Annotated in this window: 16 protein-coding genes; 13 read left to right on the top strand and 3 right to left on the bottom strand. The window is 56.8% G+C overall.

The features are described 5' to 3' along the window. Positions 1-67: 67 nt before the first annotated feature. Positions 68-1,693, top strand: a complete 1,626-nt coding sequence (locus C7459_RS12140) for an S-layer homology domain-containing protein (RefSeq protein WP_109689577.1) — start codon at positions 68-70, stop codon at positions 1,691-1,693. Between the two features lie 21 nt (positions 1,694-1,714). Here C7459_RS12140 and C7459_RS12135 read toward each other — a convergent pair whose 3' ends face one another. Then, positions 1,715-2,653 carry a cation diffusion facilitator family transporter gene (locus C7459_RS12135; protein ID WP_109689576.1) on the bottom strand — a complete coding sequence of 313 codons (939 nt, stop codon included), beginning with the start codon at positions 2,651-2,653 and terminating at the stop codon, positions 1,715-1,717. A 292-nt stretch (positions 2,654-2,945) separates the two neighbouring features. Between C7459_RS12135 and trhO the strand changes: the two genes are divergently transcribed. Then, positions 2,946-3,887 carry an oxygen-dependent tRNA uridine(34) hydroxylase TrhO gene (trhO, locus tag C7459_RS12130; RefSeq protein ID WP_109689575.1) on the top strand — a complete coding sequence of 314 codons (942 nt, stop codon included), beginning with the start codon at positions 2,946-2,948 and terminating at the stop codon, positions 3,885-3,887. Between the two features lie 35 nt (positions 3,888-3,922). Here trhO and C7459_RS12125 read toward each other — a convergent pair whose 3' ends face one another. Continuing rightward, positions 3,923-4,516, bottom strand: a complete 594-nt coding sequence (locus tag C7459_RS12125) for an NAD(P)H-dependent oxidoreductase (RefSeq protein WP_109689574.1) — start codon at positions 4,514-4,516, stop codon at positions 3,923-3,925. Between the two features lie 218 nt (positions 4,517-4,734). On the opposite strand from C7459_RS12125, the gene C7459_RS12120 reads away from it, so the two are divergent. From C7459_RS12120 to C7459_RS12075, 10 genes are all read left to right on the top strand, one after another. After that, complete coding sequence (locus C7459_RS12120; protein ID WP_109689573.1) at positions 4,735-5,652, top strand: exopolyphosphatase; 918 nt, start codon at positions 4,735-4,737, stop codon at positions 5,650-5,652. A gap of 109 nt (positions 5,653-5,761) precedes the next feature. Continuing rightward, a complete protein-coding gene (locus C7459_RS12115; RefSeq protein WP_109689572.1) occupies positions 5,762-5,971 on the top strand; it encodes a hypothetical protein in 210 nt (69 codons plus the stop codon). A gap of 150 nt (positions 5,972-6,121) precedes the next feature. Beyond that, complete coding sequence (locus C7459_RS12110; protein WP_109689571.1) at positions 6,122-8,479, top strand: DUF7408 domain-containing protein; 2,358 nt, start codon at positions 6,122-6,124, stop codon at positions 8,477-8,479. Next, a complete protein-coding gene (locus tag C7459_RS12105) occupies positions 8,476-9,402 on the top strand; it encodes an ABC transporter ATP-binding protein (RefSeq protein ID WP_109689570.1) in 927 nt (308 codons plus the stop codon). The genes C7459_RS12110 and C7459_RS12105 overlap by 4 nt, the downstream gene beginning before the upstream one ends. Beyond that, complete coding sequence (locus C7459_RS12100; RefSeq protein ID WP_109689569.1) at positions 9,402-10,289, top strand: ABC transporter permease; 888 nt, start codon at positions 9,402-9,404, stop codon at positions 10,287-10,289. The genes C7459_RS12105 and C7459_RS12100 overlap by 1 nt, the downstream gene beginning before the upstream one ends. Then, on the top strand, positions 10,286-11,923 hold the full coding sequence (locus tag C7459_RS12095; protein ID WP_109689568.1) for a hypothetical protein: 1,638 nt from the start codon (positions 10,286-10,288) through the stop codon (positions 11,921-11,923). The genes C7459_RS12100 and C7459_RS12095 overlap by 4 nt, the downstream gene beginning before the upstream one ends. Before the next feature lie 30 nt (positions 11,924-11,953). Continuing rightward, positions 11,954-12,931 (top strand): AAA family ATPase, encoded by a 978-nt coding sequence (locus C7459_RS12090; protein ID WP_109689567.1) that lies wholly within the window; start codon positions 11,954-11,956, stop codon positions 12,929-12,931. Further along, complete coding sequence (locus C7459_RS12085) at positions 12,928-13,809, top strand: DUF58 domain-containing protein (RefSeq protein WP_109689566.1); 882 nt, start codon at positions 12,928-12,930, stop codon at positions 13,807-13,809. Before C7459_RS12090 ends, C7459_RS12085 begins: the two co-directional genes overlap by 4 nt. Then, positions 13,806-15,650 (top strand): vWA domain-containing protein, encoded by a 1,845-nt coding sequence (locus C7459_RS12080; RefSeq protein WP_109689565.1) that lies wholly within the window; start codon positions 13,806-13,808, stop codon positions 15,648-15,650. Before C7459_RS12085 ends, C7459_RS12080 begins: the two co-directional genes overlap by 4 nt. Next, complete coding sequence (locus C7459_RS12075) at positions 15,640-18,417, top strand: VWA domain-containing protein (protein ID WP_109689564.1); 2,778 nt, start codon at positions 15,640-15,642, stop codon at positions 18,415-18,417. Before C7459_RS12080 ends, C7459_RS12075 begins: the two co-directional genes overlap by 11 nt. 117 nt (positions 18,418-18,534) lie before the next feature. On the opposite strand, the gene C7459_RS12070 is transcribed toward C7459_RS12075, so the two are convergent. Further along, positions 18,535-18,966 (bottom strand): hypothetical protein, encoded by a 432-nt coding sequence (locus C7459_RS12070; RefSeq protein ID WP_109689563.1) that lies wholly within the window; start codon positions 18,964-18,966, stop codon positions 18,535-18,537. A 253-nt stretch (positions 18,967-19,219) separates the two neighbouring features. Here C7459_RS12070 and C7459_RS12065 point away from each other — a divergent pair, with 253 nt between their 5' ends. Then, entirely contained in the window at positions 19,220-19,924 is a 705-nt protein-coding gene (locus C7459_RS12065; protein ID WP_109689562.1) for a hypothetical protein, read from the top strand. Positions 19,925-20,258: the final 334 nt, after the last annotated feature.

The following is a 20,258-nucleotide window of genomic DNA, read 5'->3' as shown; positions in this document are numbered from 1 at the left end:
CCCCTGCTGCTCCTGTAATCTAGTTAACATAAGAACCATAAACTAGAGCGGAGAGTAGGTGGCCCGGATGCTAACATTCGGATGGAAAAAGGCTCTGGGCGTCGTGCTGACGGTAGGGGTGCTGGGACAACTGAGCCCCATCTCCACCGCCAGCGCAGCAAACTCGCCGTTTTCGGATATCGAGCAAAGTTATGCCAAGCAACAAATCAACGATCTCTACCAGCGCGGCATCGTGTCGGGCAAGGGGGCAGGGCTTTATGATCCGATCGCTCCGATCACGCGCGAAGAGTTTGTGTCGATGCTCGGACGCACGATCGGCTTGCAACCGTTGCCGAGCACCGTTTCGTCCTTCACCGACGTGTCGACCAGCAGTTGGTCGTACCCGTGGATTCAGGCGGGCAACTCGGTTGGCATCGTCGGCGGTGTGAGCGCCAACCAATTTGCTCCTGCCGCGCAGATCAGCCGTGAGGAAGCGGCGACGTTGCTGGTGCGGGCGATGGAATCGAACTACACCGCGGCATCGTCCTCTGCTGCGACGATTCATGTGCCTTTTGCCGACGCCTCGGACGCATCTGGCTGGGCCAAGCCCTACGTGTATGACGCGGATCGGTTCGGACTGATGCACGGTGATGACGACGGGGAGTTCCGTCCTCGGGAGCCGATCACTCGGGAGGAGACGGCGATCGTGCTCGCGCGCATCCTGTCCCGCGTCGTCCCGGTTTCGAGCGTGCCAAGCGGCGAGGAGCAGGTACAACTAGGCTGGCAATTTGGCGAAACCGACCAATCGTTCCTGCAAAAAGTCGAGGCATCTGGCACGATCAACACCTTGTCGCCGCGATGGTTCTTCCTGCAGGAAGACGACAGCGTAGCCCATGCAGGGGCCGACAAATCGATGGTGGAGTGGGCGCATCAACGCGGCAAAAAAGTCTGGCCGCTGGTTGGCAACCACTTCAACCAACAACTGTCGCACCTCTACCTCAGCCAACCGGCACAGCGGCAAAAGCTGGTCAGCGATCTGATCGGATATGCCCAGCAATACGGTGTCGATGGTTTGAACATCGACTTTGAAGGTCTGATCGGTTCCGACCGCGCCGACTTCACCGCTTTCATCCAAGAACTCTCCAGTGCGGCTCACGTGCAAGGCTTGAAGATCTCCGTCGACTTGCCGCCGAATTTCCACACGGAAATCAGCGCCGCGTATGACTATGCGGTACTGGCGCAGAGCGCTGATTACCTCGTGCTGATGGGCTATGACGAGCATTGGAACGGCAGCCCGCGCGCCGGGTCCGTCTCCTCGCTGCCGTGGTTGAAAAAAGGCATCGACAGCTTCCTCGCTGCGATGCCTGCTACGAAAGTGATCGTCGGTCTGCCGCTCTACACCCGCGACTGGTACTCGGCTTCGTCTGGCAAGACGCTGTCGCAGGAACTCACCCTGCCGCAACAGACGACGCGCTTGGCGAACGCTTCCTACATCTGGGATGCGAGCGTTGGGCAGTACGTGGCGACCTATCAGCAAAAAGGTCTCACGCACACCGTCTGGGTCGAGGATGCCCGTTCGCTCGCGTTGAAGTACAGCATCGCACTCGACCGTGGCGTTGCCGGTGTCGCATACTGGCGCATCGGGGGCGAGACGGTTGATGTCTGGACCAGCCTGCAAAACGTCTGGCGCTACAAGAAAGTGAGCAGCCTCTAAAATAGAAAAAACAGGTCAGCCCTAGATGGTGGGGCTGACCTGTTTTTTGTCCGTCGCAGATGTATTGTCCTCATCCTCGTACCAAGGGTTGAGGTGGATCAGCACTTCGAAAACATCGCTGTGATGCTCCATGATCGAGCGTTTGATCTCGCGGGAGATATCATGACCTTGTTGAATGGTCATGTACCCTGGAACCCCCACGCGGACGTCCACGAGGATATAGTGGCCGTGTTCACGAGCGCGCAGGCGGTCGATCCGCTTGACATTCGGGACCGATTGAACGAGTTCGATGTAGTGGTGTAATTTTTCGCTGTCTATGTTTTTTTCCATCAGCACGTCGAGCGCTTCCTTGCCCATCGTGATCGCGATCTTAAAGACGAGGACGGAGACGATGATCCCGGAAACAGGGTCACCGTAGGACAGGTATTCAAAGTGATAGTATTGTCCGATCAGCCCCAGCCCTACGCCGATCACTGCTGCGCCAGAGGCGTACACGTCGACGAGATGGTCATAACCGGTCGCGAGCAAGCCTTTGGAATTCAGAGTCCTCGCGAGTTTGATCGTATAGACGTAGAGCACCTGCTTCCAGACCAGCGAGATCAGGGCAGCGATCAACGCAATCCAGTGCGCTTCTGTGGGTGGCTCGAACAGGGCATGGATGGATTCATACGCAATAAACACCGCCGCTGCGACCAAGATCAGCGCGACGAGGCTAGAGGCCAACACCTCGGCTTTGCCATGTCCGTAGGGATGGTCTTCATCAGCCGGACGGCTGGAGATGCGCATCGAACCGACCGTCGCGGCAGACGCGATCACATCGGCGCCGTTGTGGGCACCATCTGCTACCAGCACTTGGCTGTTAAACAGGACACCGACGGTGATTTTGATCACCGTCAGCAGGATGTTGCTGATCAAACTCACCCATGCGGCAACCATGCCCGCTCCTTTTTCTGCCATCATGCTTTTTCTTGCCCCTCTCCATCATTCTTTCCCAGAGGAAACAATGCGGGCCTTCAATCCCGTTCAGATTGAAGGCCCGCCTAGTTTCCAAGGTCCGTATCAATATTGTGTCGAGCCGTCACGCAGAGTATTCTCGGATTCATTATACCTTAGCATTTCTTGGGAGCCAACCTTTATGAAATCGACAAAATGTGATATACTAGGAGCGGTATTTTTACACAGCATATGTCGAGCGCGACTAGGCTCACACTATAGACAATGATTCTTCAGACTCAGAGAGGTGGACATCCATATGAAGTACCGCATCTTGCTGTACTACAAATACACGACGATCGAGAATCCAGAGGAGTTTGCAGCCCGGCACTTGGAGTTCTGCAACAGCATCGGGATCAAAGGCCGAATTCTCGTCGCAGCGGAAGGCATCAATGGCACCGTCTCAGGCACAGTCGAACAGACAGACGCTTATATGGAGCATATGCACGCTGATCCGCAGTTTGCCGATTTGTGGTTCAAAATTGACGATGCACCCAAGCACGCCTTCCGCAAGATGAAAGTCAAGGCGCGCCAGGAGATCGTCAACTGGTCGATGTCGGCAGAGGATGATGTCGATCCGAACGACATGACCGGCAAGTATCTGACCCCGAAGGAATGGCACGAACTGATGCAGCGTGAAGACGTGATCATCATCGACGGGCGCAATGATTACGAGTATGACATCGGGCATTTCAAGGGCGCCATCCGTCCCGAAGTTGAGACGACCCGCGAGTTCCCGCAGTGGATTCGCGAGAACTTGAGCGAGTTCAAGGACAAGAAAGTCATGACCTACTGCACCGGCGGCATCCGCTGTGAGAAACTGTCCGGTTTCCTGGTCAAGGAAGGCTTCCAAGACGTTTCGCAGCTGCACGGCGGGATCGTCAGCTACGGCAAGGACCCGGAAGTCAAGGGCGAGGGCTGGGAAGGCAAGTGCTATGTGTTCGACGAGCGCATCGCGGTGCCGATCAACCAAGTCGAGGACAAAGTGATCGCCACCTGCTACCACTGTGGCAAACCACATGATCGCTATGTCAACTGTGCGAACCCATTTTGTCACAAAATGCACGTCTGCTGTGAAGAGTGCGAACCGGCACACCTGCGCTCCTGCTCCAAGGAGTGCGAGGAACACCCGGCGAACCGCTACGAACTGGAACTCCAGATGGCAGCTGACGATGCGCAGAGAGAACAGCAAGAAGCATAAGAAAAAAGCAGGATGACCTAGTGGTCACCCTGCTTTTATGCGTTCACCGGAAGTTTCTCGGCGATCAGTTGTTTGAGTTCATTCAACATCGCAGCGCGTTGCTCATCTGTGGAGGCTGGAACTTCAAAGAAGATCTTGTGTGCGAGGGTTTGAATCCCGCAGAAACCGAGCGTCCCATACTGCACGGCTGTTTCCATCGACTCGACGAGATGTGCCGCCGCCAACATCTGCTCCGGCGAACCGGTGGTCTGGACCACGAAACCCAGTTTGCCTTTGAGCAAGCCTTCAGCGCCGTTTTCGCCGTACTTGAAGGCAAACCCATGTGAGAACACGCGGTCGATGTAGCCCTTGAGGATCGCCGGCATCGAAATCCACCACGTTGGGTATACCACAAACAGGATGTCCGCCCACTCGATCTCCCGTTGTTCGGCCGCGATGTCTTCTGGCGTTTGGCCATTGTTCATCGACACGATGTCCAGACTGGACAATACAGGGTTGAAGTTTAGTTCGTACAGGTCACGGACATGCACATCGTGACCGCAAGTGGTCAGTTCAGACACGAGGGTTTCCTTGATTCCAGCGTTGAAACTTGCCGGATTCGGATGAGCATAGATGATCAGAGCATTCATGCAGGTGGTACCTCCTGTAATTTGTCTCAGGACGTATTTTATCACCCTATTTATGCTGTGACTATCAGTTACATAGAAGTAGTCTAGTTACAAATAAGTGCCTATAGAGACTAAAGATTGCCAAGTTCAATAAAATTTGATTGCATATGCGTTTTTGTACTAGTAAAATAAACGTAGCAATGTTGAAATGTAATGGAGTGTTTAACAGGAGGAGAACTATGCGTCTGATCACACGTTCCGACTTTGACGGCTTGGTTTGCGCGATGTTGTTTAAAAAAATGGGGATGATCGAGGAAATGAAGTTCGTCCACCCCAAAGACATGCAGGACGGACTGATCGAGGTCTCCGAGGATGATATTCTGGCCAATGTTCCGTATGTGCCGGGATGTGGCCTCTGGTTTGACCACCATGCCAGCGAACTGTTGCGCATGGGCGAGCAAGTGAAATTCAAGGGCGAGACCCGCATCGCCCCGAGTGCAGCGCGCGTCGTGTATGAGTACTACGGCGGTCGTGACAAGTTTGGGTCGGAACTCGACGACATCATGGCCGGAGTGGACAAGGCCGACTCGGCGCAATTCAGCGCGGATGACATCCTCAACCCGACCGGCTGGGATCTGCTCTCGTTCATCATGGACGCGCGCACAGGTCTTGGACGTTATCGCGATTACAGCATCTCGAACTACCAGCTCATGGAAGACCTCGTGGATTACTGTGCGCACATGTCGATCACCGAAATTATGGAGTTGCCGGATGTCAAGGAACGCGTCGCCCGCTACTTTGAACTCGACCGTGAGTTCCGTGAGATGCTTCTGAAACACACTCGCACGGATGGGAACGTGATCATCACCGACCTGCGTGGCGAGGAAACGATCTACCCAGGCAACCGCTTCATGGTCTACGCGCTGTTCCCAGAACAGAACATCTCGATCTGGGCAATCGACGGCCGTGCCAAGCAAAATGTCGTGTTCGCTTGCGGACACAGCATCATCACCCGCACCTCGCAGACTGATGTCGGCGCGCTGATGTTGAAAAACGGCGGCGGTGGCCACAAGCCAGCCGGCACCTGCCAAGTTCCGTATGCAGAGGCGGACCGCGTTTTGCAAGAATTGATCGATACCATGAAGGCCAACGGCTGATCCAGCCTGTGTGAAAAAGCGACCCGACAACGTGCGGGTCGCTTTTTTGCAGGAAAAAAAGCACAGAAGTCGAAATAGATAGACATTCAGCAAAAAGGAGCGTGCCTTCATGCGAAATATCGGCACCGGTAAAGTCGAACACTTCCTGCCCGACGGCAGCCGCCGTGAGATCGAAGGCGAAGTGGAGATGAGAGGCGACCGCATCGTGGTCACCGAGATCATTTTCATCAACGGTCAACCGGGCGGTGCACGTGAGATCAACATCCCATCCAGCATGTGCATCGTGTACTGGAAACCAGAAGTGTATGACGAAATGTAAGACCCATACCGAGCAGACGAGCATACCTACTTTTAGCTGGTATGCTTTTTTGTTTTGAAGAATTGGTAACTTTTAGCGAAACTGTGCGTCTCACATAGTGAGGCGATTTTCTTTCTTGCTCTTATTTTTTACTACATGAGGAGGTCAGGCATGAAGAAACAGAAAACATGGTGCCGAACCGGGGCGTTGCTCGCGGCGGCTTTGTTGTCGACCGCACTCTGGGTCCCTGGCGTCTCGGCTGCGGGAGAGATCAAGATGTCCTCTGCCGTGGGCTGGGATGGCACCTTTAAATTGAGTGCACCGACATTTGTGCAAGTCACAGTGGAAAATCAAGGGGCGGACGTCAACGGCAAACTGGTCGTCACCCCCGACAATCCCAACAACGGAGGGAATTCGATCGCAGGCAGCTTCGAGAAGGACGTGGTCGTGCCCAAGGGCAGCACCAAGACCTTCCGCATCGAAGTGCCGGGTGGACTGTTCATACAGGCGGTCAAGATCAAACTGCTCGACGAAAAGGGTCAAGAGCTGGAGTATGTCCGTCCCACTCAAGTGGCGATCCAAGAAGGTATCCTGCTCGGCGGGATCACGGAGAAAAAGGACGACCTGAACGTGTTCTCGCTGGTGAACGCTCCGGCGGTCGGCAACAAAATCAACCTGCGGTGGATGAAAAACGCCGACTTGCCAGACCGCGTCGACTTGTTGCAAGGGCTTGATGTGTTGGCGATCAACCATGCTCCACAGGAGAAGCTGACCGACGAACAAGTGCAGACGATCCGGCAGTGGGTGGAGCGCGGGGGGACCCTGTTGCTGTCTGGTGGCCCGAACTACCAAGGCGGAGCAGGGCTGTTCCAAGACCTCTCGCCCGTGCAAGTCAATGGGACGGGCAAAGCGACCGATCTGTCAGACTTGCACCGCTACACCGGCAGCAAGCCATCGGTGACCGAATTGAACGTCTCGAACGGGACGCTCGTCCAAGGTGCCCAAGTCTTGGTGCAAGCGGGCGCCCAACCGCTGATCGCCGTGCGGGATGTCGGGGCTGGGCATGTGTATTACGCGGCGTATGATCTCAGCGAGGAACCGTTCGCGTCTTGGCGCGGCAACAAAGACCTGTGGGCGAACGTTTGGCGCGATGCCAACTTCCCAGCGGGGAGCTTTTCGGCACAGTCCAATGGTGGCTTCTCCGACCCAACGATGCTCTTGGTCAACTCGTCACAATTGTTTCGCGACTTGATTCCTGCGATCAAAACGTCGGTGCTGGTGTTCATCGGCTACGTCGTGCTCGTCGGGCCGTTGATGTACGTCGTGTTGCGTCGAACGAACCGCCGCGAATGGGGCTGGGCGATGATTCCGGCGACGGCGCTGTTGTTCACCGGGGGCATCCTCCTATTCGACAATGGCCCACGCACCAGCAGCACCCGCGCCCAGACCACCGCCGTGATCAACCTCAAAACCGATCAGATCGCGGAGATTGCGGCGGGCAGTTCCTATCTCGTCACCAGCGGTGGGAACTATAGCGTGGAATTCAAATCGGACGCATTCGTGTATCCGACCGGCCTGAACTACGGTTCATCGGGGAATACGGAAGCCCGCACGGTGTTGGGTGATGACAAGCCGCGCATTCACTATGAGAACGTGGAATATTGGTCGATGCGCAGCTCCTATCTCCAAGGCAAGCTGTCCGATCAAGGGCGCGTGCAGAGCGATCTGAAAATCGACAAGTCCGGCCACCTGATCGGGAAGTTGGTCAACAACACCAAGTTTGACATGGAAGTGGTCCATCTGTTGATCGGCAACCAACCTTATAAAGTGGAAGATCTGAAAGCGGGGTCGACCCAACCGATCGACCTCGCGATCAATTCGAGTCCGGCTGTTGTCCAGCCCACGGACTTCGGCTCTCAGATGTTCCCCTATGGAATAGGTTCGACGAACCAAGAGAATGAGCAATACCGCAACCTCGTCAATTATGCGACCTCACCGGCGCTGATCGGAACGGCACAAGTCCAACTGCTCGGCTTCACGAATGCCCCGCTCCATCTCTATAAAATCGATGGAGAGACTGTAGAGAACGACACGGCGTTAAGCTTGGTGCGCCAAGACCTTCCGATTGCCTATGAAGCAGGCGGCACGACACTCCCCGCCGGGATGATTCGTCCGCAGATCCTGACCCAAGAAGGGCAAGTGTACGCGGCACCTGAAGGCATTCGGATGTCGATCGGCTCTGTTGTGATGCAGTACAACCTCAAAAAAATCCCAGGCTTCGCGGTGGAAAAAGTCACGACCAACCTCGACTCCGCCGCCTACGCGATGTTCGACAAGCAGCTGTACAACTTCAAAACTGGCGAATGGGTACTGGTCGCCAAGGAGAACACGCCGGCGATCGGTGGCGATCTCGTCGCACAGTTCGTCTCACCGGAAGGGGACCTGCGCGTGAAATTTAGCAGCACCTCGCCACAGGATCAGTACCTGCCGTACCCGAGCGTCGGTCTGGAAGGGAAGGTGTCCCAGTGATTCGTACCGTTAACCTCACCAAACGTTTTGGCAAGTTTCAAGCGGTTCAGAATTTGAATCTGCACATACCGAAGGGGTCCGTGTTCGGGTTTGTCGGACCGAACGGAGCTGGTAAATCAACGACGATGTCGATCCTCGCTACCCTGTCGGAACCGACAGCTGGTCAGGCGTATGTCGGAGGTTTCAACGTCATCAAACATCCAGACAAAGTGCGCCAACTCATTGGCTACATGCCCGACTTTTTCGGGGTGTACGACAATTTAACAGCGGTCGAGTATCTCGACTTTTACGCAGGAGCGTATGACATTCCTAAGGAAAAACGCCCGGCGCTGATCCGCGACCTGTTGGAGTTGGTCAACCTCTCGATGAAGGCGGATGCCTATGTCGACACCCTGTCGCGCGGGATGAAGCAACGCCTCGGACTGGCGCGTTGCCTCGTGCATGACCCGCAAGTTTTGATCCTCGACGAGCCGGCGTCTGGTCTGGACCCGCGGGCCCGCATCGAGATGAAGGACATCCTCAAGGAACTGAAATCGCTCGGCAAGACGATCATCATCTCTTCACACATCTTGCCAGAATTGGCGGAGATGTGTGACACGATCGGGATCATCGAGCAGGGACAACTGATCGCGCTCGCGCCTGTCGACCAGATCGCCTCACGCGTTGCTGGACATCGCGTTCTGCGCATCCGGTTGCTGGATCGGGTGGAGGAAGCCCACGCCCAGATCCATTACTTTGAAGGTGTCACGAACATCGAGGTGCAGGAGAACGACCTGCTCATCCACTACACGGGCGATGAAGCGAGCCAAGTTGCGCTGTTGGCAAAATTGGTGCAGAACGGACTGCCGGTGTTGAGTTTTGCAGAAGAGGCGGGGAACTTGGAAGAAGTATTCCTCACCGTGACGAAAGGAGTGGGTTCCTAATGCAGATCATGAACCCCGTGTTGGTCAAAGAGTTCAGAGGGCGGATGCGGACGGTGAAGATGCCGCTCTTGCTGGTGGCCTACCTGCTCGTCGTGGGAGGCATCATATTTGGCTACATGTACCTCCGTTACGCGAACCAAGTGTTTTTCCGTCCGGGCGAGAGCAAGGAATTGTTCATGATGCTCGCCGTCTTGCAATTGATTCTGATCGCCTTCGTAGCGCCGGGACTGACGGCCGGGACGATCTCCGGCGAGCGAGAGCGGCAAACGTTGAACATCCTGCTGACGACACACCTGTCACCTGCGAAGATCGTGCTGTCCAAACTGACCTCGTCGCTCGCGTTCTCGATGCTGTTGGTGTTTGCAACCCTGCCGGTTTATGCGATCGTGTTCCTCTATGGAGGGATCTCGCCTAGCCAGTTGGTCGGGGTGTTCGCGATGTACCTGATGGCGATGCTCCTGTTCGGGTCGGTCGGCATATTCTGCTCGGCGTGGTTCAAGCGCACGGGTGTCTCGACGGTCGTCGCGTATGGTGTGACGATGTTGTTGCTGGGCGGTACGGCGCTGGTGTCGGTGTTTATCCTGCAATACATCTCGATGCACTCCGCGCAGCTCGGCAATCAGGCGCAGTACCCGGAGGTGTTTTTCTGGGCGGCTTTGAATCCTGTTTTGAATCTGATCTCGCTGTTCGAGCCGTCCGCCGTCATGCTGGGTCAGAACGGGGGGGTGTCTGCACAACAGGCGTTGCCGATGCAACCCACGTTGTATTTCGGGCTGGTCTACATCCCGATCTCCGCACTGCTGTTGTTCTTCAGCGTGCGAACGGTCTCTCCCATCAAGAAAAAACTCTTCAGTCGCACGCCGAAGCGTGGTGAGGAGGCGCGATGATTGCGCGCGAACTGCTGACCGGGCTTGCCCCTGTTCGGCGGCGTCTGCTCTGGCGGCGCGTGCTGGACACGACGGGGCGGGGGTTGCTCAGCGGAATGGGTGCGGCGGCGGGCTTGCTCGTCGTCGCACGCTTTTTTCCAATCCTGTACAACGCGGAGTTGGCAGGTGGTGCGCTGGTTGCCGGGCTGGTAGGCGGTCTCGTCTGGGGGCTCGCCAAGCCTCCGACGTGGCAGCAAGCGGCGGCAACCGTCGATCGCTACGGGCTGGAAGGTCGGGTTTCGACCGCCTTGCACTTTTCAGACGATGCGTCTGCGATTGCCGCGATGCAACGACAAGAGGCGATCGAGCGGCTGTTGCACGTGCAGGATGAGATGTCGGAGATCGTGCCGATCGGCTTCGGGCAATTCCCACGGTGGACGCTGGCGGCGACAGGGGGGCTCGTGCTGATCGTGGTGGCGCTTGGGCTGTCCTACAACCCGCTAGACCGCGTCGCGGTAGAACGTCATGCTGTGCAGCAAAAAGCCGAACAAGTCGCCGTAGCTGCCCAGAAAGCAGCCGAGCAAGCGAAGCAACAAGGGCTTTCCGAAAAAGACAAAGCCAAGCTCGACGAAGCCTTGCAGAAATTGCAGGCGGAATTGAAGGCGGCGAAAAAGCAAGAAGACCTCGAACAAGCGCTTGCCAAGGCACAAAGCAAGCTGCAGGCGGTGCAAGCCGATCTCGCCAAGCGTGCAGCAGACCGCAAGCGGTTGGGCGATGCGCTGGCAGGAACGGAAGCTGGGAAGGCGTTGGCCGAGGCCTTGAAGAGTCCAGACGCAGAACAAGCGGCGAAGGCGTTGCAGGAGTTGAAGGACAAACTGGCCGACCTAAGTGCGACAGAGAAGCAACAGTTGGCGGAGGCGTTGGCGAAGGCAGGAGCTGAGGCGCAGAGCGGTTTGAAGCAAGCCTTGAACCAAGCGGCGACGGCGATGCAGAGCGGCGATCTGTCACAGATGCAGAGTTCGGTAGGCAGCCTCGCGGACATGATGCAGGCTGGCAACAACGCGGCAGGCAGCGTTGGAAATGTCGGCAGCGCGATCGCCGCAGCGGGAGGAGTCGCTGATCCGAACGCCACGGCAGATGGTTCGCAAAGTGCCAGTGACGGGGCCAGTTCGTCAGGCAGCGAAGGCTCAGGGCAAGGCTCAGGACAGGGGCAAGGCTCCGGACAAGGGCAAGGCTCCGGACAAGGGCAAGGTTCTGGACAAGGGCAAGGCTCTGGACAAGGACAAGGTTCTGGACAAGGGCAAGGCTCTGGACAAGGACAAGGCTCTGGACAAGGACAAGGCTCTGGACAAGGGCAAGGTTCTGGCGCAGGAGGCTCCGGCTGGGGCCGGGGTCAAGGGGATCGCTCACTGGTCATGGTGCCGGCAGGACAATTCGGCACAGGCGAAACGGGTCACGACACTGGCGGTGCCCAAGCGGGAGGCAGCGGTCAATTGACTGACGGCCAAGGCCAAGTCACCTCTGGAGTCGCCCGCCCGTACCAAGAAGTCTACCGCCAATACGAAGAGACCGCCCGCCAGAGCGTCGAGCGCAACAACCTCCCGCTCAGTGAGCAGGAACTGATTCGCGACTATTTCACAGGGATCGCGCCCTAACGTGTTTTCCAAGACAAGGAGGCCATTCGTATGAGCACCGAACAGATCGCCGCCTACCGCGCCCGCATGCAGCAGGTGCGCGAGGCCGTCGCCCAACAAGTCATCGGGCAGGAGGAAGTCGTCGAAGGCGTCCTGCTCTGCATCCTCGCCGGAGGACACGCCTTGCTCGAAGGGGTGCCCGGCCTCGGGAAAACCCTCCTCGTTCGCACGATGTCGGACGTGATGGACCTCCATTACTCGCGCATCCAATTCACACCAGACCTGATGCCCGCCGATATCGTCGGCACGGAGATCCTGCGCGAAGAGCCGGGTCAGGGATTGAAATTCGTTTTCCAACCGGGCCCGATCCACGGTAACCTCGTCCTCGCCGACGAGATCAACCGTGCCACGCCCAAAACGCAATCGGCCCTGCTCGAAGCGATGCAGGAAGCCTCCGTTACCGTCGGCGGTCAGACGCGCCAACTGCCGATGCCGTTTTTCGTCCTCGCGACGCAAAACCCGTTGGAACTGGAAGGCACGTACCCACTCCCCGAGGCGCAACTCGACCGCTTTTTGTTAAAAATCGCGGTGCCGTTCCCCACACGCCAAGAGTTGCTCGACATCGTGACCATGACTACAGGTCATTCACAGGGGCAACCTCAATCGGTGATCACCGCCGAAGAGATCCTCGCCATCCAAGCCACGGTGCGCCAGATGTTGATCACTCCAGAGCTGATCGAGCACACGGTCGACCTGATCCTGCATTCTCAGCCGGACCATGACCAAGCAAGCGACGATGTGCGCCGTTACGTCCGCTACGGTGCAGGTCCACGCGCCGCCCAAGCGATTGTCAAAGTCGCGAAGGCACGCGCCTTTCTCCACGGTCGTCTTAACGTATCCCCCGAGGATATCCGCACAGTCGCGCTGCCTGCGTTGCGCCACCGCATCGGGCTGAACTTCGAAGCGGCGGCAGACAACTACAGCGTAGAGCAGCTGATCGAACATCTCTTGGGACGAGTGGGACTATGAGCCGAGACACCCTGCTCAGTCCGGCGTTGCTGGCTCGCTTGGAGCGCCTGCGATTGCAGGCGCGGGAGACACCGTCCCTGCGCGGTGGTTCCCGACGGACGCGGCAGATCGGCACCTCGATTGAGTTTGCGGAGTACCGTCCGTACATTCCGGGCGACGACCTCCGCCACCTCGATTGGCGGGCGTATGCGCGGCTGCATCGCTTGTTTCTCAAAACGTTCCTCGATGAGCGCGATGCGCTTTTGTACCTCTACGTCGATGTCTCGCAATCGATGGCGTTCGGCGGCAAACTGCACCTCGCACAACAACTTGCGGCGGCGCTCGGCTATCTCGCGCTGGCGGGAGCGGACCGCGTGGAGGGGGCCGTTTTTGCGGAAAAAGTGCTTGCACGCACGCCACGGCTGACGGGCAAGCCCTCCGCCTACCGCCTCTTCGAAACCCTGCAAAACATCCACGCACGCGAGTTCGGGGAGCAAGGAACGCTGTCTTGGTTGAGCAGAGGGGGTGTGCCTCGCGAGCCCGGTCTGGTGGTCGTGCTGTCCGATTTCCTTTTTACAGATGGATACGTTGAGTCCCTGCGCCGTCTCCAAACTGGGCGGAATCAAGTGGTCGTCGTGCAGATCCTCTCCGCTGACGAACTCGACCCAGCATTCGCCGGGGACTTGCATCTGATCGACTCGGAGACCGGCCTCGGGCGCGATGTCTCGATCTCGCCGCATGTTGTGCAGAAGTACAAGCTGGCGGTGTCGCAATACACGGCGGGCTTGCAAGACTTCTGCCGCCGTCGCGGGATGCACTACGTCCTGCTGTCGGCAGAGGACAGCGTGGAGGATGCGGTGTTCCGCCGCCTGATGCCCACGGGGGTGGTCTCAGGATGAACTTCCTCTCCCCGTATATGTTGTTCTGGCTGGCGACGCTTCCCGCGATCGTCGCGCTCTATTTATTGAAACGCACCTATGAAAACCAAACCGTCCCCAGCGTCCTGCTCTGGCAAAAACTGCTCCGCGAGATGGAGGCGAACACCCCGTGGCAAAAGCTCCGGCGCAACCTCCTGTTGCTGTTGCAACTCGTGCTTGCAGCGTTGCTCGCCTTGGCTCTGGCACGTCCAGCGCTGACCAGTTTCCAAGGCGCAAGCGCCGACCACACCATCGCCGTGCTCGACCTCTCGCCTTCGATGGCGGTCGTCACAGGTACATCAGGTTCACAGACCGCGCTGGACAGTGCGAAAACCCAAATTTCTGACCTTCTCAACCACCTCTCACCGAACCAGCGCCTGACGTTGATCTCGATGGGGCGGGAGGCGCGCGTCCTCGCGTCGAGCAACGACCGCGCGGAGTTGCAACGCGCCCTCGACCAGGCGACACAAGAGTATGGCAAGGCCGACTATGAAAGCGCGCTGTCCCTCGCCGCCGCACTTTCCACCCAGGAACCGACAAGCGATGTGCGAATCTACTCCGACGGGAACTGGGGACTCGATCCGAAACTCTACCCGCACTTCGGACGCCCCCCGCAACTGCTCCAACCCCAACCACGCGGCAAAAACGCCAGCATCCGCCACGCGGCTGCTGTCGACACAGGCGGGCACACGGCACTCGTGGCTACGGTGGAGAACTTGAGCGATGAAGTCAACAGCCTAGATGTACAGATCCAAGCAGCAGATGGAACGATCCTGCAAGCAAATTCCACGCTGTTAAAAGCGAAGGAACAGATCGCGCTCTCGTGGAGCGACCTGCCGTCCAGCGACTTTTACAGAGTCATGATCGAAGGCACCGACGCACTTGCCGCTGACAATCTGTGGATCGTTCTCCCCGAACGCACGACCACCGCGAAGGCTTGGTTGGTCACCGCGAGCAACCAAGGCAACGTCTTTTTGGAAAAAGCGCTGAGCCTCGGCAACCGACTCAGCGTCGAGCGCGGCACCGATGTGGAGTCACCCCCCAAGGACGCCGCCCTCTACATATATGAGGGAGTGCTCCCCAAGGAGTGGCCCACAGGATCTGTCCTCGTGGTCAACCCGCCTGCGGACTCTACGCTTTTGCCTACGGGCGCGAGCGTGGAGGCCGGCAAACTGCAAGTGCTGAAGCCGGACGCGGCGCTTTTGCAAAACGTCGACCTCACCAACCTGCACTTGCAGACCGTGCAGCCGCTCAGAGGTGCGCCGTGGCTGGAGCCGTTGGTCAAGAGCGGAGACACGCCGATCCTGCTGACCGGCGAACAGGGCGGGCGACGCTATGCTGTCCTCTCATTTGACCTGCACCAATCAGACTTGCCGCTGTTGCCAGCCTTCCCGATCCTCGTCAAACACCTGCGCGAGTATCTGTTGCCGACGGCGGGTAGCACGCTCGGGCAGGTTGAGGTTGGCGAACGCATGGCGTTGCTCCCGCCGATTCGTGAGAACGGTTGGACCTACACCGACCCGGCAGGCGGGGCACATGACATCACGCAGGAAGTGATCGAACAAGGCTTCCGTCCAACGGAGCCGGGACTCTATAAATTCCAGAGCAAGGATGGCAACGCACAGCAACTGCTCAGCGCCACAGTGCCCGCCAGCGAATCGGTCGTCACGCCGACACTGGTCTCCCTGCCGAGCGTTGGCAGGTCTGAACAAGCACCAGCAGCGGCCGATCCTGTCGGCGGTTTGGAGATCTGGCGCTACCTCGCCGCTCTGATCCTGCTGTTGCTGTTTGTGGAATGGGGGGTGTACAAACGTGGGATTTAGTGCGATGTACCCGTGGGTCCTGCTCGCACTCTTGCCAGCAGGTTACGCGGTCTACCGATGGTACCGCGACGAACGCCGCCTGCACGGAGCGCGCAAAAAAACAGTCGCGATCCTCCGGTCGCTCCTGTTTCTCTCCCTGACGCTGGCGGTGGCGGGCACAGCATGGCTCGCCCCTGTCACGCAACAGGCTGCCGTATTTGTCATCGACGAGTCCAAATCGATCGACTCCCCCCGCGAGGCCGTGTCCTTCCTCCGAACCGCCGTCGAGAGCAAGCAGGCAGACGATGGATACGCAGTGGTCGGCTTGGGCGAACGACCTGCGGTCGAGTACCCGTTGACGCAAGCGGTGCGAACCAACTTGGAGCTCAGCGGCGTCTCGAACCCGAACTACACCAATCTCGCGTCGGGCCTGCGTTTGGCGGAAGGGTTGGTGCAGCCGGGCTACCGTCCGCGCGTCATCCTGCTCAGCGATGGCGAACAAAACGCTGGCGACGCGGTGGCGGAAGCGGCGTTTTTGAAACAGCGCGGGGTGCTGGTGGATGTTGCGGCCTTAAAACGCGACGTCGGTCGCGAAGTGCTCATCCGATCCGCCTCCACGCCGACGACGCTCTATGAGGGCGAGTCATTCTCGCTGAAAACCACGCTGGAGAGCACCGTCGACACGACAGCAGAACTGAACATCTACGAGGACAACTCCCTCGTCAGCACCCAGAGCGTCTCGTTGCAAAAAGGCGACAATTCGTTCGCTCTGCCGCTGAAAAGCGAACAGCCGGGCTTCCACCGTTACCGGGTGGAAGTGCAGTCGGCGGACGACACCGTGGCGGCCAACAACACCGCCTTCTCCTTTGGCGAAGTGGCGGGCCGTCCTGCGATGCTGGTGCTGGAAGGCCAGCCGGGCGATGCCAAGTGGTTGACCTCCGCCCTGCAAGCCTCAGGTCTGGCGTATGAGGTCAAGCCGGGCAGAACCGCCCCAGACCGACTCGAAGACCTGCGCCGCTATGCGGCGATCGTGCTGGCCAACGTCTCTGGGGTCGATCTGCCGGAGCAAGTCCAACAGCAGATTGAGATCGCCGTCCGCGACTTCGGCGTGGGGCTGATGATGACAGGTGGACAGGATGCGTTTGGACTTGGGGGCTACTTTGGGACTCCGGTGGAAAAAGCGTTGCCCGTCTACATGGACATCCGCAGTCAAAAGGAAATCCCGTCGCTCGGCCTGATGTTGGTCATCGACCACTCGGGATCGATGCAAGGGCAGAAAATGGAACTCGCCAAGGAAGCGGCCCGCCGTGCCGCCCAGATGCTGACCCCGCAAGACACGCTGGGGGTGCTGGCGTTTGACTCCAGTCCGTACTGGGTGGTGGAGCCGAAGCATGTGAACGATGTGAAGGACATCCAGAATCAAGTGTCCTCGATCCAAGCGAGCGGAGGGACAGATATCTACCCGGCGTTGGTCGCCGCGTTTGACCGCATGAAGACCGTGCAGGCGAAACGCAAGCACATCATCCTCCTGACAGACGGTCAAGCGCCCAATGGGGACTATGATGGGTTGACGAAACGGATGCGCGACCAGAATGTCACGATGTCCACCGTTGCGGTCGGGCAGGATGCGGATCAGAACTTGTTGCGGGGGTTGGCGGAGAAGGCCAAGGGTCGTTTTTACAACACGACAGACTCCCAGAATGTCCCGCAGATCTTCTCCAAAGAGACTGCGCTGGCGGGCAAGACCTACATTCAGGACGCACCTTTCACGCCCGCGATCGGTGTAGCGGCTGACTTGGCGCCGCTTTTTGCAGGCGGGTTGCCACAGATCAACGCGCAGATCGCCACGACGGCGAAGGAAACGGCAGACACCATGCTCGCCAATCCCAGCGGCGAACCGTTGCTCGTGCGCTGGCAATACGGCCTCGGTCGCGCCGTTGCGTGGACATCAGATGCCAAGGGCGTCTGGTCGAACCAATGGGCGGCATGGGAGGGATCGAGTGCGTTCTGGAACCAGTTGATGACCTGGCTGTTGCCGCAGTATCACGCGGGCGACTTGGATGTGCGCTCTGGGATCTCCGGGGCACAAGGGCAAGTGGAGGTGCAGGTTAAACAACCGCTTGCCAGCGGAGCGGTGTTGAAAGCGAAAGTGATCGGCACCGACCTGAGCGAGCAAGAGGTTCCGTTGCTGTTGCAGGCACCGGGGCGGTACACGGGGAATTTCTCCTCTGCGACGCCGGGGACGTACATGGTGACGGTGAACGAGCAAGCGGGAGATGTCGTGCTACACACCTCGACCACGGGGGTCTCCGTTCCGTATTCCCCTGAGTACAGCCTGCCAAAAAATGGCCTCGATACGCTCCAACGGATCGCCGAGGCCGGTGGTGGAGAAGTGCTGGAGAGCGCGGAGGATGTGTTCCGCGATAACCTCCCGTCGAAGTGGCAGTACAGGGACTTGTCGCTGTGGTTCTTGTTGGTGGCGGCGTTGTTGTGGCCGTTTGACACCGCGTTGCGGCGGGTGAGTATTACGTGGAAGTGGAAGCTCTGGAAAAGGCCGCAGACGGCTGGAGCTGCTGCGTCTGTACCGGCGATCTCGTCGCTGGTAGCCAAGGTGCGCGAGCGGAAGCGGGGATCGGGAGCGGAGCCGCGTGAGACGCGAGTGGGCACGCCGCAATCGAGTGCGATTGCGCCGACAAACTCTACAACCACCACGCCACCGCCACCGCAGACCTCGCCACCAGACTCCGAGACGATCTCGAAGTTGCTGGCGAAGAAGCGGAGGAAGTAGCAAAAAAAAGGAGATGCCCGTATGACGGGGATCTCCTTTTTTCGTGGGGAAAAGTGCTGTTTAAAATCCGATAATGCCGTTTAGTGGTTAGAAACAAAAATGTCCCCTGTTATTATGTTAGTTCTGGGTATTGACGACTTGATTGCCGTCAACGTAGATTTTCCACTGGTTGTTCTCATTGACGATCGGAAGTGAGAACTGTACAGAATTATAGCGCTTGGACTTTTCCTCAAACTTTGCTTCGAACACGCCATCCGAAACCGGGACGACATCAACCAGTTTCAGTTTGGTGTCATCCTCTTTATCATGCTTTACGAACTCTTCAAAAGAAGCACGTAGTTCGGTATTGTTTTTGACGCGAGCATCTTTGATGTACTTGATCATCGCATCAACGTCGTGTTGTTCAAAAGCGACTACGTATTCCTGTGCCGCTTTTTTCGCAGATTTCAGCTCTTCTTGCGATGCGTAAACAGAACCGCCCCAAGCGAGACCTACTGCAAGAATGCCAGCCAATCCAACAGCGGATAAGATTTTTTGTGAACGTTTCAAATCTTTCACTCCCAAAAAGGTTTTTGTCTAATTTAGTTGCGACTCTATTAAAACGCTCCCAGCATTTGGAGTAAATAGGTCTAAGGAATCTTTTTTTTTTTTTTGTAAAATTAAAAATATACAAGTAGTTATGATATTATATTTCTCGAGTGAATTCGAATCCTGCAAAGTTCCAAAACTAAACACTTTCATATGACGTTGCCGGAGTTCAAGCGATTTATGGTAAACTTTATTAAGAAAAGAGGATAACAACATGAAAAAGAACATGCTACTTACTACGGCATTTGTCGTTCTCGTTGGTGTAGGAGTGTTTTCATACAACTACAACCCGTTAGGAACTTCGAACAGTCCCCAGACTGATTTGAGCGTTTCCTCGACCACTCAGGAAATTCCATATTCTCAAGAAACCTCCCTTCCTACCACTGAGTCTTCCGCCAGTATTGGAAAGTTGTATCACAATGATAAGGAAATGTTCAAGGAAGCAGATATCGTTGCGCTTGTTAAGGTCAATGAACAAGAAGTTGTCAGTCATTCAGACTCGCTGGTGACAACGAAATCTCAAGTTTCTATCGAGCAAGCATTTAAGGGGAAAGGGCCAAGTGGTCTACTCATTTCCGAACTTGGCGGACCTGTTGATTTCTCCAAAATACCTGATATCGGAAAGTCTTCAGACGGTAAGCCTAAGCAAACTGGTGTAATGGAAACAACAATTGAAGGTTCGACGGTCATGAAAAAGGGTCACAGCTATTTCGTGTTCCTGAAACAAAACCCGGATGCACAGTGGGGTTACAATATCCTTGGCTCCGTTCAAGGTAAGTTCAGATATGATGATGAGAAAAACATGGCAGTGACTACGGTAGCTGAAAGTCACTTTAAGGAAGAACTCTTTTTCTTACAAAAAGAGCATGCAGGCAAAGGAAAGAAGGAACTAGTCCAATATTTTAATTCTCTCTCCTAGCTTTTTTGTGGCATTGATCGACACATAGGCAAGCAAAATAGGAGTCCCCTCGATTGCTAAACTTGATGTCGTATTAGCGTTTCGAATCGACTCCCATTGGAAAAAAGATCGATTCAGAAGAGATGTCCGATGCTACGAAATCTCCACTCAATAGAACTGCATCCGTACTGGTGCATAATTTGGATCTCGATCAAAAAGGATTAGAGGAGGCAAATGCCTTCTCTTTTTTGTTTGGTCAATGGTAGTTCAGTTTCGGTGAGTGGGATCGACAGGTTTTCCTTATCGCGGAGGAACTGTTCAGAGTATGGCGGCGACCAGTTGTAGCTGTAAACAA

Source organism: Tumebacillus permanentifrigoris, assembly GCF_003148565.1.
Taxonomy (GTDB): domain Bacteria; phylum Bacillota; class Bacilli; order Tumebacillales; family Tumebacillaceae; genus Tumebacillus; species Tumebacillus permanentifrigoris.
The sequence above is the reverse complement of the archived record's forward strand: the minus strand, read 5'-3'. Positions and strand labels throughout refer to the sequence as shown.

Excerpts from the sequence above, each read along its gene's own strand:
- C7459_RS12100 (WP_109689569.1), top strand. The coding sequence starts at position 9,402 with ATGCAGATCATGAACCCCGTGTTGGTCAAAGAGTTCAGAGGGCGGATG.
- C7459_RS12080 (WP_109689565.1), top strand. The coding sequence starts at position 13,806 with ATGAACTTCCTCTCCCCGTATATGTTGTTCTGGCTGGCGACGCTTCCC.
- trhO (WP_109689575.1), top strand. The coding sequence starts at position 2,946 with ATGAAGTACCGCATCTTGCTGTACTACAAATACACGACGATCGAGAAT.
- C7459_RS12135 (WP_109689576.1), bottom strand. The coding sequence starts at position 2,653 with ATGATGGCAGAAAAAGGAGCGGGCATGGTTGCCGCATGGGTGAGTTTG.
- C7459_RS12125 (WP_109689574.1), bottom strand. The coding sequence starts at position 4,516 with ATGAATGCTCTGATCATCTATGCTCATCCGAATCCGGCAAGTTTCAAC.
- C7459_RS12115 (WP_109689572.1), top strand. The coding sequence starts at position 5,762 with ATGCGAAATATCGGCACCGGTAAAGTCGAACACTTCCTGCCCGACGGC.
- C7459_RS12120 (WP_109689573.1), top strand. The coding sequence starts at position 4,735 with ATGCGTCTGATCACACGTTCCGACTTTGACGGCTTGGTTTGCGCGATG.
- C7459_RS12065 (WP_109689562.1), top strand. The coding sequence starts at position 19,220 with ATGAAAAAGAACATGCTACTTACTACGGCATTTGTCGTTCTCGTTGGT.
- C7459_RS12140 (WP_109689577.1), top strand. The coding sequence starts at position 68 with ATGCTAACATTCGGATGGAAAAAGGCTCTGGGCGTCGTGCTGACGGTA.
- C7459_RS12110 (WP_109689571.1), top strand. The coding sequence starts at position 6,122 with ATGAAGAAACAGAAAACATGGTGCCGAACCGGGGCGTTGCTCGCGGCG.
- C7459_RS12090 (WP_109689567.1), top strand. The coding sequence starts at position 11,954 with ATGAGCACCGAACAGATCGCCGCCTACCGCGCCCGCATGCAGCAGGTG.
- C7459_RS12095 (WP_109689568.1), top strand. The coding sequence starts at position 10,286 with ATGATTGCGCGCGAACTGCTGACCGGGCTTGCCCCTGTTCGGCGGCGT.
- C7459_RS12085 (WP_109689566.1), top strand. The coding sequence starts at position 12,928 with ATGAGCCGAGACACCCTGCTCAGTCCGGCGTTGCTGGCTCGCTTGGAG.